The sequence below is a fragment of the Arthrobacter sp. zg-Y916 genome (assembly GCF_020907385.1).
Lineage (GTDB): Bacteria > Actinomycetota > Actinomycetes > Actinomycetales > Micrococcaceae > Arthrobacter_B > Arthrobacter_B caoxuetaonis.
Genome location: NZ_JAJJOD010000001.1, coordinates 893325 through 906862, shown reverse-complemented (window position 1 = coordinate 906862; position 13538 = coordinate 893325). Strand labels below are relative to the sequence as shown.

12 protein-coding genes are annotated in these 13538 nt (G+C 62.6%); 5 read left to right on the top strand and 7 right to left on the bottom strand.

Translation table 11 applies throughout. From position 1 onward, the window contains the following. The first annotated feature begins 38 nt into the window (after window positions 1-38). Together LOC59_RS04315 and LOC59_RS04310 are read left to right on the top strand one after the other, a co-directional pair. Complete coding sequence (locus LOC59_RS04315) at window positions 39-773, top strand: glycosyltransferase family 2 protein (protein WP_227915404.1); 735 nt, start codon at window positions 39-41, stop codon at window positions 771-773. A 3-nt stretch (window positions 774-776) separates the two neighbouring features. Further along, complete coding sequence (locus LOC59_RS04310; RefSeq protein ID WP_227915405.1) at window positions 777-1193, top strand: DUF2304 domain-containing protein; 417 nt, start codon at window positions 777-779, stop codon at window positions 1191-1193. Window positions 1194-1256: 63 nt separating this feature from the next. Here the strand turns inward: LOC59_RS04310 and rfbA are convergent, their stop codons facing one another. After that, complete coding sequence (rfbA, locus tag LOC59_RS04305) at window positions 1257-2129, bottom strand: glucose-1-phosphate thymidylyltransferase RfbA (RefSeq protein WP_227915406.1); 873 nt, start codon at window positions 2127-2129, stop codon at window positions 1257-1259. A 56-nt stretch (window positions 2130-2185) separates the two neighbouring features. On the opposite strand from rfbA, the gene rfbB reads away from it, so the two are divergent. After that, a complete protein-coding gene (rfbB, locus tag LOC59_RS04300; protein ID WP_227915407.1) occupies window positions 2186-3184 on the top strand; it encodes a dTDP-glucose 4,6-dehydratase in 999 nt (332 codons plus the stop codon). Between the two features lie 5 nt (window positions 3185-3189). Next, window positions 3190-4596, top strand: a complete 1407-nt coding sequence (locus LOC59_RS04295) for a sugar nucleotide-binding protein (RefSeq protein ID WP_227915408.1) — start codon at window positions 3190-3192, stop codon at window positions 4594-4596. Between the two features lie 402 nt (window positions 4597-4998). Here the strand turns inward: LOC59_RS04295 and LOC59_RS04290 are convergent, their stop codons facing one another. The 4 genes from LOC59_RS04290 to LOC59_RS04275 all read right to left on the bottom strand — a co-directional run bounded on the left by LOC59_RS04290 (window position 4999) and on the right by LOC59_RS04275 (window position 10684). After that, window positions 4999-6927, bottom strand: a complete 1929-nt coding sequence (locus LOC59_RS04290; RefSeq protein WP_227915409.1) for a DUF7657 domain-containing protein — start codon at window positions 6925-6927, stop codon at window positions 4999-5001. A 66-nt stretch (window positions 6928-6993) separates the two neighbouring features. Then, window positions 6994-7851: a glycosyltransferase family 2 protein gene (locus tag LOC59_RS04285; RefSeq protein WP_227915410.1), complete on the bottom strand. Its 858-nt coding sequence runs from the start codon at window positions 7849-7851 to the stop codon at window positions 6994-6996. Further along, entirely contained in the window at window positions 7848-8405 is a 558-nt protein-coding gene (locus tag LOC59_RS04280) for a GtrA family protein (protein WP_227915411.1), read from the bottom strand. The genes LOC59_RS04285 and LOC59_RS04280 overlap by 4 nt, the downstream gene beginning before the upstream one ends. Beyond that, window positions 8402-10684 carry a hypothetical protein gene (locus tag LOC59_RS04275; protein WP_227915412.1) on the bottom strand — a complete coding sequence of 761 codons (2283 nt, stop codon included), beginning with the start codon at window positions 10682-10684 and terminating at the stop codon, window positions 8402-8404. The genes LOC59_RS04280 and LOC59_RS04275 overlap by 4 nt, the downstream gene beginning before the upstream one ends. 196 nt (window positions 10685-10880) lie before the next feature. On the opposite strand from LOC59_RS04275, the gene LOC59_RS04270 reads away from it, so the two are divergent. Continuing rightward, complete coding sequence (locus tag LOC59_RS04270) at window positions 10881-11876, top strand: glycosyltransferase family 2 protein (RefSeq protein WP_227915413.1); 996 nt, start codon at window positions 10881-10883, stop codon at window positions 11874-11876. A gap of 57 nt (window positions 11877-11933) precedes the next feature. Here the strand turns inward: LOC59_RS04270 and LOC59_RS04265 are convergent, their stop codons facing one another. Next, complete coding sequence (locus tag LOC59_RS04265) at window positions 11934-12662, bottom strand: ABC transporter ATP-binding protein (RefSeq protein WP_227915414.1); 729 nt, start codon at window positions 12660-12662, stop codon at window positions 11934-11936. Window positions 12663-12665: 3 nt separating this feature from the next. Next, a complete protein-coding gene (locus tag LOC59_RS04260; protein WP_227894506.1) occupies window positions 12666-13538 on the bottom strand; it encodes an ABC transporter permease in 873 nt (290 codons plus the stop codon).

The window sequence follows — 13538 nt, the reverse complement described above, 5'->3', positions numbered from 1 at the left end:
ACCGGACTTCAAAACAGATAAGGAACTCGAACCCAGCTATGCCCATGCAGGACCCAAACCGCCTCCTCGTCATCATGCCCGCATGGAATGAAGGCGAAACCGTGGGAAACACAGTCCGTGAGGTCCTCGCCCAGGGAAAGGGCTACGACGTCCTTGTCGTTGACGACGGCTCCGCCGACGACACCGGCGCACTGGCAGAGGAAGCCGGTGCCACGGTCCTGCGGCTCCCCTTCAACCTCGGGGTCGGCGGTGCAATGCGGGCGGGGTTCAAATACGCCCGACGGGAAGGCTACAGGCAGGTCGTCCAAGTAGACGCCGATGGCCAGCACGATCCCCGCGACATCGACCGTGTGGTTAAGGGACTGCAGAAGGCGGATATCGCCATCGGGGCACGTTTCGCCGAGGCAGGCAATTACAAGGTTTCCGGCCCCCGCAAGTGGGCCATGTCATTTCTCGCCGCAGTCATCTCCCGGCTTTCGGGAGAAAAACTAACGGACGTCACGTCCGGTTTCCGGGCAGCGAATGTCCGGGCACTGGACCAGTACATTGACCATTATCCAGCCGAATACCTCGGCGACACCATAGACTCGCTCGTTGTCGCCGTCCGTTCAGGATGCACCGTGACCCAGATTCCGGTGCAGATGCGGGTGAGGCAGGGCGGTGTGCCGAGCCATAACCCGGCCAAATCGACTGTCTACCTCATGCGCTCCGTTTTCGCCCTGGGACTCGCAATGACGCGCCGCAAGTCCCAGGTTCCCATAGGGAAGGCATAACTCATGGCTGTCGCAGCTGCATTTATTTTCTCCCTGTTCATGGTTGTGGTCGTGCTGATCATGCTGCGGCGCAGGAAGCTCCGTGAAAAGTACGCTGTATTGTGGCTGCTGGTTGGCGGCGGGGCCCTGGTTCTCGCGGGCTGGCCGCAGTTACTGGCCCTCGTGTCCGGCTGGCTGGGAGTCGAGGTTCCCTCGAACCTGCTCTTCGCGATGAGCATCGTCCTGCTGATGGGAGTTTCGCTGCATCTGTCCTGGGAACTCTCCATGGTTGAGGACGAGACCCGTGTCCTGGCGGAGGAAGTCGCGGTCCTGGAAACGGCCGTACGGCAGCTGCGGACCCAGGTCGAGATCCTGCCGGCAGGCAAGTCCCTCCCGGCACCCGCCCCCGACGCCGACGGACACGAAGAGGTCCAGCCCTAGGAAACGCCACTAAAAAGGGGCACTCGAACGGAGTTCACTTGGTGCCCCTTTTTAATTGGCTTCTTACTGGCCGCGGGTCTCCAGCAGACCCAGCAGGTACGCGCCGTAGCCGCTCTTGACCAACGGTTCGGCGATGGCCCGCAGCTCGTCGTCGGACAGGTTCCCCAGCCGCCACGAGATCTCTTCGGGGCACCCGATGGACAGGCCCTGACGCTTCTGGACGGTGCGGATGAACTCGGAGGCTTCGTTGAGGGAATCGAACGTCCCGGTGTCGAGCCAGGCCGTTCCGCGGGGCAGGATTTCTACCTGGAGTTTGCTCTTCTCCAGGTAGACCCGGTTCACGTCGGTGATCTCCAGCTCCCCCCGCGAGGAGGGCTCAAGGTTCCGGGCGATCTCCACCACGTCATTGTCATAGAAGTAGAGGCCAGGCACCGCGTAGTGGCTCTTGGGCTGGGCGGGTTTTTCCTCCAGCGAGATCGCCTTGCCTGCGTTGTCGAATTCCACCACGCCGTAGGCACTCGGATCGGCGACCCAGTACCCGAACACGGCACCGCCGTCGATCTGCGAGAACCGGCGCAGCTGTGTTCCCATACCCGCGCCGTAGAAAATGTTGTCCCCCAGCACCAGTGCCACGGGGCCGTGGCCGATGTGCTCCGCGCCCAGGATGAAGGCCTGCGCCAGGCCGTCGGGAGAGGGCTGCTGCTTGTATGTGATGCTGACACCAAAACGGGAGCCGTCACCGAGCAGCCGCTGGAACTGGTCCGCGTCGTGAGGCGTAGTGATGATCAGGATGTCCTTGATCCCCGCGAGAATCAGCGTTGATAGCGGGTAGTAGATCATCGGCTTGTCATAGACCGGGACTAGCTGCTTGCTGACGCCAAGGGTGATGGGGTGTAGCCGCGAACCGGTACCGCCGGCCAGAATAATTCCACGCATGCTGCTCATCTTCGCCGGTCTGATCAGGCACGGCAAATCCGGTAACGTACATATACATGCGCAGATTCCTTGTCACCGGCGGCGCCGGCTTTATCGGCTCCAATTTCGTGCACTACGCACTGGCCCATACTGACGCTTCGATCACAGTGCTGGACAAGCTCACCTACGCCGGGAACAAGGCCTCTCTGGAGGGGCTGCCCGCGGACCGGTTTGAGTTCGTCCAGGGTGATATCTGCGACGCCGGACTGGTGGACCGCCTGGTGGCGGACACCGACGTCGTGGTCCACTACGCGGCGGAGTCCCACAATGACAACTCTCTCCACGATCCGCGCCCGTTCCTGGACACCAACATCGTTGGCACCTACACGCTGATCGAAGCGGCCCGGAAGCACGGCAAGCGCTTCCACCACATCTCCACGGACGAGGTCTACGGAGACCTGGAGCTCGATGACCCGCAGCGGTTCACGGAGTCCACCCCGTACAATCCCTCCAGCCCGTACTCCTCCACCAAGGCCGGCTCGGATCTGCTGGTGCGCGCCTGGGTGCGGTCCTTCGGCCTGCGGGCGACCATCAGCAACTGCTCCAATAACTACGGCCCGTACCAGCACGTGGAGAAGTTCATTCCCCGGCAGATCACCAACGTGATCGACGGCATCCGGCCCAAGCTCTACGGTGCCGGCGAGAATGTCCGCGACTGGATCCACGCCAACGACCACTCCTCCGCCGTCCTCACGATCATCGAGAAGGGCGAGATCGGGCAGACCTACCTGATCGGCGCTGACGGGGAAAAGAACAACAAGGAAGTCATCGAACTTATCCTGGGCCACATGGGCCAGCCCTCCGATGCCTATGACCAGGTCATCGACCGCCCCGGCCACGACCTGCGCTACGCCATCGACTCCACCCGGCTGCGCACCGAACTGGGCTGGGAACCGAAGTTCTCCAACTTCGAGCAGGGCATCGAAGACACCATCGCCTGGTACCGGCAGAACGAAGCCTGGTGGCGCCCGCAGAAGGCCGAGACCGAAGCCAAGTACAAGGTCCAGGGCCAGTAACGGCAATGGTTGAATTCTCCAAGGCCCTCGCGGCGCACGAAACCCCCATTCCCGGCGTCGTTCTCTATGACCTGCCGGTCCACGGCGACAACCGCGGCTGGTTCAAGGAAAACTGGCAGCGGGAGAAGATGCTGGCGCTGGGGCTGCCGGACTTCGGCCCGGTCCAGAACAACATCTCCTTCAATGAGAAAGCCGGAACCACCCGCGGCATCCACGCCGAGCCGTGGGACAAGTACATTTCTGTTGCCACTGGGCGGATCTTCGGTGCGTGGGTTGACCTGCGCGAAGGACCTAGCTTCGGTGCTGTGTTTACGGCTGAACTGGATCCGAGCCAGGCGATTTTCATTCCGCGTGGAGTAGGAAATTCCTTCCAGACGCTTGAAGACAACACCGCCTACACCTACCTGGTCAACGACCACTGGAGTGCGGATGCGCAGGGCCAATACACCTTCCTGAACCTGGCGGATGAGACCGCTGCCATCAACTGGCCGATCCCGCTGGAGCAGGCTGAGCTCTCGGACAAGGACAGGGCGCATCCCAGTCTGGCAGACGTGGTCCCCATGTCGCCGAAGAAGGTGCTGGTCCTGGGCGCCGACGGCCAGCTGGGGCGCGCGCTGCGCCAGGCGTACGACGGCGATGCCTCGGTAGAGTTTGCCGGGCGCGCGGAGTTCGACCTGGCTGATCCCGCGTCCTATGAACGGAACTGGAAGAACTACTCCACGATCATCAACGCGGCGGCCTACACGGCTGTTGATGCCGCGGAAACCCCCGAGGGCCGGCGCCTGGCCTGGGACCTGAACGTCAGCGCCGTCGCACGACTAGCCGCAGTCGCGGCTGCGAACCGCCTGACTCTGGTGCACGTCTCCAGTGACTACGTCTTCGACGGCACCAGGGGCGTGCACACCGAGGACGAGCCGTTCTCCCCGCTGGGGGTCTACGGACAGACCAAGGCCGCAGGTGACGCCGTCGTCTCGGCCATACCGCAGCATTACATCCTGCGGACCAGCTGGGTCATAGGCGAAGGCAGCAACTTTGTCCGCACCATGACATCCCTGGCTGCCAAGGGGGTCAAGCCCAGCGTCGTCAGCGATCAGATCGGCCGGCTCACCTTCGCTCGGGACCTCGCTGCGGCCATCCGCCACCTCACGGAGTCCGGGGCCCCTTTCGGGACGTACAACATAACCAATGATGGCGATCCGTCGTCCTGGGCGGACATCGCCGCAGAGGTCTATTCGCTGACCGGCTCTGACCCGCTGGCTGTGACCGGTGTCAGCACCGAAGAGTACTTCGCCTCAAAACCGGAGGCCGCGCCGCGTCCGCTGAACAGCATGCTGGATCTGCGAAAGATCAAGGCAACGGGGTTCACCCCTCGTGATGCGGCTGAAGCCCTCCGCAATTACCTTCGGGGCTAGCCCGGGATAATCCGGCTCGGTTGATTCCGGCCGGGGGTCAAGGGCATCTGAAGACTGCTTCACATCCTCACGAGCCACCTCGGTCTGCAATCACCCACAATGGTTCATACCAATATGGATCACGTCCCGGTGCGTCGCTCATTCAAACCGTTGCTGTCCCGCCCGGCTCTCGGTTCCGGTGAGCGCCAGGATGGTAAAAAATGTACCGGAGCCGGTTGGCCATGACCGCCTTTGCCATGCTGGCGCAAGCATCAAGGCTGGTGTTGCTGCAGGGAATGACAGCACCCGGCGGGACGCAGGGCATTGGGTTGTGCAGGAACACCAATTTGTGTGTAACCAACACCCTCTCAGTTCAGACCGCCGCCTCGCAGCGCCTCTTCCACGGGCGGGTACTCCGGTCAGTCAGTCCTTCACAACCTCATACACGTAGACCTGATGTCCTGACCATTGCAGGGTCTCGCTGGGCTGGAGACAGCCTCCTTCAAGCTCCAGCGTAGATGCAATGTGTCCGAGTTCAGGAACAGCGGCGGCGAGCGTACACGGGTCAATATGCACGAAGGTCAAATCGAAGCCATCCGTGGTGATCCGGGTTTCTTCCCCGGGTGTCCAGGCAAACGGTATATATCCTCCGCCCCTGTTCCAGGCTTCCTCAAATTCTCCATTGGGATCGATCCGCTCCCACATCTCAAGGCGCGGGCCGGACCGTTGCAAACCAGAAAGCGAGGGGACTCCGTTGGCCAGTGCCACAGTGTCGAAAGAACCAAGGTTGGAGGCCCAATACGTGCCTGCGGATCTGGCGTCCTCTCCTGCGGTGAACAGCGCTTCTGCTGTGGATGATCCTCTCAGGTCACCCAGTCCGAAAACTACCGGGTTGGCCCGATAAACAGGCAGCGTCGCCAGAACCAAAGCCAGAACGACCGGCCACGATCGTCCGGGGATGCGGGTAACAAAGAGGACGGTCAGAGACACCCCCAAGCCCGCTGCCAGAATGGTGAGGAATCGAAGATCAGGGAGATATTCTGCCTGCACCTGAGAGCCTGCGTACACTGTCGCTGCACCGCACACGGCCGCCGCAACAACCGCTGTGTTCCAACGTTGACGCCCCATGAGTGAGAGGAACAACCCTAGGGATATCACGCCCAGGATGCCTACGACCTGTGCGGACCTGACTGAGGGCACCAAGTTGAGCAACGGCAGCTTCTCCCCCAGCTCGCCGAGGTCCACTAATGCCCATCCGAGCCACACCAAGCCGAATGCCAGGACCGTCCAGGCAGCAATGCCGCGCCGGATTCCAGGCAACAGACTGGCCCCTGCCAACAACACAGCAACCCAGATGAACGCGACTGTGAAAGACGTTGAGAGCTCACTGGCATTGGCTTGAATGGGCACAGAGCCGTCCTGCAGTGGAGAAAGGGACGGCGCTCCGAACAGCAGAGCGAACGGCTGTGCTTCCCCTGAGGAACGTCTGCTCCCCGGGTATACCGTGCCGAACAGAGCGTTGAGTCCCTCTCTGTTTTCGACGAGCAATCCCACACCGAAGAGGACAGCGGTGGCGCCGCTCAACGCGACGGGACGTGCGCGGCTCCACCAGGTTCCAGAACGGCTAAGGATCCACAGGGCGGATGCGGCGACAACGGGCAGCCCCAAGAGGATGGACCAAGGCGTGTAGAACGACGGCAGTCCAGCTATCAGGATGCCTCCTGCCACTCCGGCAAGGACACCAGTTATCCGCCGTCCTGACACCAGCCGATGATAGGAACTGAGCATGAAGCTCGCTCCCGTCAGCGTATAGGCAATCAGAGCCACGGGCATCATGGACCACCAGGCCACAGCAGGGGATAACATGATTAGCCCAGCCGCAAGCCAGCCCATTCTGCGGGTTCCACCGACTTGCTCGAACCACTTCGGCATAAACAGCAGAAGCAGCAGCGTAGGCAGCCACCAGTGGGCTGCGAAGACGCTGGCGTCGGGCAGGAACGTCGCGAGCTTCAGCAACCCCGAGTCGAAGAAGACAACAGACTCGAAAAACCCGCCTGAGGTGAAGCGGTGGACCAAGTCTGCGCGTGCGCCCATGTCGCTGAGGGTCGGAGCGGCGCCAGTGGCCATGACGGAGAGGGCGATGGGAGAATATGCATTGTATTCGTCGGACCTGATGAAGCTTGAATCGCCGAATTGGGTACCGATCGGGTTCTCCGGGTCCTGGCGCAGATGACCCATTCCAATCGAGGACGTAGTCATGCCGAAAAGCACAGCCAGCACGTAGGCCAGCACGACTCCGGCACGAAGAGCGTTATCCCCTCGTTTCAGCCACAACAGAACAGCGCCAATCACGCTAGCCGCCAGTGCAGTGGGCTGGGAATTCCTGCCGGTTGATCTCTCCTTCGTATCCTGCACGGCTTAGGTGGTGCTCTCAACAGCGTGCTCGCGTCCCATTCGGCGGCGCAGGCCCAGGTACACCAGTCGGCGCGCGTAGGCGTTGGCGAGGGCCAAGGCATTGCCCCGCCGCACATCTGCCGGTGAAACGGCTTCAGGGTACTCGGCCAGAATCGCTCGGTGCAGCCCGGACGCCTGTTCCGCTTGCGACTGGGCCAGACGGACGCTCCACTGGCTCGCACTGATCCGGAAACTGGCAAGCGACTGGGGCAGGGCCACCAGATCCCCGGAACGAAGAACACGGACATAGGCCGTCTCATCGATCATGTAGGGGAAGGAATCGTCCCACCAGCCCTCGGCAAGGACATCACGTTTGAGCAGGACGGCGGCGGGTTCTCCGAAGATGTTCGTCCCGCTGCGGACCGTTGCACGAATCGCGTCCGTTCCCGGGACCCGCCCGTTCAGGTCCGCCAGGCCGCGTGAGGGGATGACAACCTTTCCCCGGGCGTCGACGATGTCACGCTTGCTCGCCACCATAACGGCGCCGGGGTTCACATCCGCAGCAGCCACCTGGGCTTCGAGTGCGGTGGGTGCCAGGAGGTCGTCCCCGCAGACGAGCTTGATCCATTCGCCCTCGGCGTGCTGGCTCACCCGGTTCCAGTTCGCTTTTGCCCCTCCCCCGTGCGGTGTGGGACTGAGGATTCGCAGCCGCGGTTCATGGGCAAAGGAATCGATGATCTCCGCCGTCTTATCCACCGAACTGTGGTCGGCGATAACTACTTCGTAGTCCTGGTATGTCTGTGCGAACACCGATTCCAGGGTCGCCCGAAGGTACGCGGCATTGTTGTAGGCCGGGATCACGATTGATATCCGGGGACTCATGAGTCGTCCTCTTTCTTGCCCGCGGCGGGATCTGCCGTGCCGGGGACTTCTGCTGGTTTGCGTCGGAAGGAAAAGTACTTGTGGCCGAAGTAGTTTATGAAGACTGTCAGGCAGGTGATGATGATCTGTGCCGGGATCCGCGGCGCGCCCAGGAGATCCGAGGCGACGAAGAGCAGCACCATATTCACCAGCAGTGCGGTCAGGTTTACCAGCGCGAAGCGGGCGAGGTCCCGGAGCACGTGTCCGGTGACCCTGAAGACCAGCCTGCGGTAGACAAAGAACACCGCGACGAGGGAGATCAGCCACGCGCTGCCCAGGACCACGAAGGAAGGGACATAGCGCCCGTACAACAGATCCAGCGCGACGAACAGCAGCGTGCTGAAGACGGTGTTGGCACCGCCGACGATCAGGAAGGCAACCTTCTCCGTCTTCAGCAGCCGCAGCAGCGGCCCGGGCGGACCCGTGAAGAGCCCGTGCGGATCCTCGGGGAAAGGAGTGTTCTCCCCGGGATCCTGATCCCGGGCCTTGTCTGCTGGCACTTCTGGCTGGCTCATGGCTGGCCTGGCTCCGCCGACGCGGAACGCCGGGAAGTATTCCGGGCCGGTTTCCGCAGTCCGAGGATCAGGTGCGCCAGCGACCACAGGATTCCAAGTCCGATCGCAGTGTAGATCAGCGTCACCAGGACCGGCCAAGCCGGCGGCTCGAAGGTCACACGGACTTCCTGGCCTTCGCTCCCTGCCGGAACATCGACCGTGAGCAGGTAGCCGCGCAGCGGGTCCGCCAGGCTTCCGCCCTCAACTTCATAGCCGGGCCACGCTAGCCTGCTCAGGACCACTTCACCGCCGTCGGCCGGAACCTGGTCCACCCGCAGCACGAGTTCCTGGCTGCTGTCAGAAAGGGTAGTGACCGAGGTGCCCGCGCTGGTCCAGCTGGCCTCACCGTTGTTTTCCAGCGGTTCGTCGCGGACCCAGGTAACTGCGTTGTCCGTCCGTTCCACCTCGGACCAGCCTTCCGGCACCGTTCGTGCCGCCAGCTGTGTCCCGTCCGCGTCCCCGGGATCCCGCAGGATCTGGACGGTGTCGATGGACAGCAGGTCAACGAGCAGTTCTCCGGTCTCCGGGTCCGGGGTGAACAGGCTGTCCGCCGCGTTCTGGCAGGTCCCGCCGTGGCTGGTCATGCACAGGTCCTCTGAGTACGCCCTGAACATGATTGGGCTGTACAGGTTGTGCGTGGGTGTGTCGTTGAGATACCACGCGTTAGAGGCCAGCGTCTCGTTCCAGATGCCGGGACCCAGACGGTCCGGCTGCCCAACAATAAAGGCCATGCCCTCAGCCTCAGCCAGCGGTTCCTGAAATTCCCCGGGCGACTCCGGGTACTGGAAGTCGGGAAGCGGAGTTGCCGGGAAATAGTGCTTCTGCCCGACGGCGGTTACCAGGGACACTGCGATCATTCCGGCGGCTGCGGCACGCACGCCCCACGTTTTCACCAGCTTGTGCGGTGCATATAGGACAACCAGCACGGCAATGATCCCGGCCGCGGCTACCGCGCCCAGGACAAAATGGATCCGGTCAATCGTAGGGTTCTGGCTCCAGGCCAGGTAGATGCCCGCGCCGTAGAGGACGGCGACAGCGGCCACGCGTCCCCGGGTCAGTTCCCGGACCCTCGCCCGGGAAACCAGGACGGCAAAGAGGACCAGCAGGGCGAGGGAGAAGTAGGGCACCAGCCGGATCGGGAACCTCAGCGGACCCAGGTCGCTGGGAGCAAGGGTCAGCATAAGCGAAATGGTGCCAAAGACGATCAGTCCGGCGGCCTGCTGCCAGCTGGCGCGCATGCGGGCCGTGCTGACCAGGCCCAGGAGCGGCAGGAACCAGGCGATGTACAGCACCGGCACCGGTGAGTAGGCACCCCACCAGCCCGAAACCTGGGGCAGGGCACTGGCAACGGATGAACTGGCCAGCCCGGTCAGGTCAGTGCCCAGGAAACCGCTGTTGCCAATCTCCGAAGCGCGGGCGGTGACCTCGGCGGTGAGGACCCCGGGCAGATAGACGGTAAGGGCGACAAGACCCAGGACCACTCCGGCGAGGCAGAGCGGGATGATCCGGGCGGCCTGGCGCCGTACCAGCAGCTCAATTAGCAGTGCAAGGAAGACGACCACCAGCATGATGGTTCCGTGGACGTACCCCACCGTGATGAGCAGATAAGAAACAATGAGCGCGGGTGCGGGGTTGCCCCGGCGCACAACGATTCGGCGGAGTCCCCACCAGGCCCACGGCAGCAGGGCAAAGACCATCAGGCCGGTCACCCATGAGGATCCGTCGAAATAAGTGGTGAACCCGGTGAGGGGAACCGCAGTCCCGGCAACGGCAGCCCACGGTGCAGCGGCTCCGTAGCTGCGCGCCAGCAGGAAGGTTCCTAGGGCCAGCACGGCCATCAGCGAGATCTTCAGCAGCGTGGCGAAGACAACTCCGTCTGCCACGACGGTGGCGAGCAGCCCGATGAGCATGACCATCGGATTCCACAGGCCCCACTGCCCCTCGGCGGCGTAGTTGCCCGCCGCCCAGGCTTCGTCGTTGAAAAGCCACCACTCTCCGCGGCGCAGGCTCTCGCCGATTTCGATCCAGATGCCGTAGGCACCCGCTTGGGTGTCATCATAGAAATAGAACCGCGGGGTACGGATCAGCGGGATGAGCGCTCCGATGACAGTCACTGCCACGGTGATCAGGCCCCAGAGCAGGGCTTTGGCTCCCCGCTCATCTGCGGAGGTTTCCAGCTCGGGGGTACCTGAGGCACCATTGAGCGGCGTCGTTTCCCGCTCTCGGCTGACTGTCGTCATTCGTGTTGGTCCGTTCTTCGCATTATGGCTTCAGCATCTAAGCCAGCGTGGATGGCCCCGCGGGGCCCACGCAATTCTAGCCCATGGCCCGGAGCCCGCCGGTGGAAGGGCCTGTTGGGTGAACATCCGTGGCTCCTTCCCTTCAGCATGGATTGGTATGCTCACTACGTGCCCATTGCGTCCGAGGAGTCCTGAGTTGAGCCCTACCCTGCTTTCCGTCGTCGTACCCATGTACAACGAGGAGGCGGTCCTCCATCAGCTGGTCGCCCGCTTGCGTCCTGTGCTCGATGGGCTCGATGTCCCCTACGAGGTAGTTGCCGTTGATGACGGCAGCTCGGATGCCACGGCGGGCATGGTCCAGGAGATCCGGACCGAGTGGCCGCAGCTTCGGCTGCTGAGGCTGATGCGCAACAGCGGGCACCAGGCGGCCATCACGGCCGGCATGACTGCCGCCGTCGGCAACTACGTGGTGACGATCGACGCTGACCTGCAGGACCCGCCTGAAACCATTGCGGAAATGCTGAAGAAGGCACAGGCGGAAAACGTCGACGTCGTCTACGGTGTCCGAAGTGACCGCTCCACTGACTCGGTCTTCAAGCGCCAGACCGCCGGCCTGTACTACTGGCTGATGCGGCGCGTAGCCGGTCCCCACGTGCCCTCGAACGCCGGCGATTTCCGTCTGGTCAGCCGGCGCGTGCTCGAAGCCGTGAACCGGCTTCCGGAGGATGGCAGGGTCTACCGCCTCATCATTCCGTGGTTCGGTTTCCCCAGCGCCAACGTGTACTACGAACGGGAAAAGCGTGCGGCGGGAGAATCCAAGTATCCGCTGGGGAAGATGATCCTTCTCACCACCGAAAGCATTGTCACTTTCTCCGGCGGTCCGCTGCGCTTCGCGACCTGGCTTGGTGTCCTCAGCGCCGTTGCCTGCGTGTTCGTGGGAATCTTCGTGGTCGTCGGCGTCCTCACCGGGCAGACTGTTCCCGGCTGGGCATCAACCGTCCTGGTGGTGGGCGGCATCGGAGCGATCCAGCTGTTCTGCCTCGGCATCCTGGGCGAATACATTGGGCGCATTTTCACCGGCACACTGCGCCGGCCGCTCTACCTCGTGGGCTACGACAGCCGGACGCACGGAGACAACGTCCCCGGCGCCGGCCAGGACACCATTCCCGGCGAGACAACCGGCAACCGCTGACGCCGCTGTGTTCCAGCCGGATTCCCGGCCGCCTCCGGAGGCGGCCGGGATCTGCGGCTAGTGTGAGCGCAGCTTGGCGACGACGTCGTCCACCGGGCCGTCCATGACGATCTGTCCGTGCTCCAGCAGGACGCCTCGTTCGCAAATCCGGGAGACCAGGTCTAGGTCGTGGCTGACCACGACCAGCGTCTTACCCTCGCCGGCCAGTTCCTTGATCTTGTCGATGCACTTCTTCTGGAACGGCTCATCGCCCACGGCCAGGATCTCGTCGACCAAGAAGACTTCGGGGTCTGTGTGGACCGCGACGGAAAACGCGAGCCGCAGGTACATGCCCGAGGAGTAGAACTTCACCTCGGTGTCGATGAACTGGCCAATCTCGGAGAACTCGACAATGGAGTCGAACTTCTCGTTGATCTCGTCCTCGGTCATACCCAGGATCGCGCCGTTCAGGTACACGTTGTCACGGCCGCTGAGGTCGTGGTGGAATCCCGCACCGACCTCGATCAGGCCGGCGACCCGGCCCCGCGTGCCAACACTGCCGACGTCGGGCCGCATGACACCCGAAATGTGCTTCAGCAGCGTCGACTTACCGGAACCGTTCAGGCCAAGCAGCGCGACAGTCTCTCCCTGCTCAACCGTGAGCGAGACATCCTTCAGCGCGTCAAACTTTTCGCTCAGGTCACCTTTGCGGCCCTTGATCAGCCAGACAAACGCTTCCTTCATCGAACGCGTGTGGCGCAGGACGAACCGCTTGTTGATGTTGCGTACTTCAATGGCAGTTGCCACGGGTCAGAGCTCCTGAGCGAAACGGCCTTCAAGGCGGCGGAAGACGAGCTGGCCGGCCAGCAGGACCAGTCCTGAAATGGCAAGGCCAATAGGAAGCCACATGGAAAGAAGGTGCGGAGGAATAGCCTCTGCTCCGTCCGTAGTGGGAAGCCAGAACGCGTAGTGGAACGTTTCCACGCCTACCGTGATCGGGTTCAGCTGGTAGATGTTGAAGAAGGTCTCGCCAAGCTGCTTCTGCACCATCGTCCAGGAGTACAGCACCGGCGAAGCCCAGGTGGCAATCATCAGAAGCATGTCCACGAGGTTCTCAGCGTCGCGGAAATACACGTTCACCGCACCGAACAACAGCCCAAGACCGGTGGCCAGCAGCGCCACGATGACAAAACCGCCCACCGCCGCCGCGAGCTGGAGCACACCCGGCCGCCACCCGTTGAACAGGCAGGCGACTACCAGGATCAGGATCTGCGGTACAAAGTGGACGCCGGACACCCAGACCGACGCCACCGGGAAGAGCTGGCGCGGCAGGTAGATCTTCTTGATCAGGCCGCCGTTCCCCACGATTGACCGCGACGCATTGCCCAGTGCCTCAGTAAAGAAGTTGATCAGCACAATGCCGGAAAACAGATAGATCGCGTAGTTCGGCAGGCCCTCAGGGTTGCCGGGGCTCCGCTCCAATCCCAGGAAGACGCCGAGCGCTATGTAGAACACGATGAACTGCACGCCCGGCTTTACATAGGACCAGAGCAATCCCAGAACCGATCCTCGGTACCGGACCTTTAGTTCCTTGGCGACCAGCAGTTTCAGCAGGAAGCGGGAGCGGAACAGATCAGCGAATCCGCTGCCCCGTCCCGGCGTCTGAAGAGCTTCGGCGGACAA

What these genes read in the sequence shown, in the direction of transcription:
- LOC59_RS04315 (WP_227915404.1), top strand. Translation starts at nt 39, where the DNA reads ATGCCCATGCAGGACCCAAACCGCCTCCTCGTCATCATGCCCGCATGG.
- LOC59_RS04310 (WP_227915405.1), top strand. Translation starts at nt 777, where the DNA reads ATGGCTGTCGCAGCTGCATTTATTTTCTCCCTGTTCATGGTTGTGGTC.
- rfbA (WP_227915406.1), bottom strand. Translation starts at nt 2,129, where the DNA reads ATGCGTGGAATTATTCTGGCCGGCGGTACCGGTTCGCGGCTACACCCC.
- rfbB (WP_227915407.1), top strand. Translation starts at nt 2,186, where the DNA reads ATGCGCAGATTCCTTGTCACCGGCGGCGCCGGCTTTATCGGCTCCAAT.
- LOC59_RS04295 (WP_227915408.1), top strand. Translation starts at nt 3,190, where the DNA reads ATGGTTGAATTCTCCAAGGCCCTCGCGGCGCACGAAACCCCCATTCCC.
- LOC59_RS04285 (WP_227915410.1), bottom strand. Translation starts at nt 7,851, where the DNA reads ATGAGTCCCCGGATATCAATCGTGATCCCGGCCTACAACAATGCCGCG.
- LOC59_RS04280 (WP_227915411.1), bottom strand. Translation starts at nt 8,405, where the DNA reads ATGAGCCAGCCAGAAGTGCCAGCAGACAAGGCCCGGGATCAGGATCCC.
- LOC59_RS04275 (WP_227915412.1), bottom strand. Translation starts at nt 10,684, where the DNA reads ATGACGACAGTCAGCCGAGAGCGGGAAACGACGCCGCTCAATGGTGCC.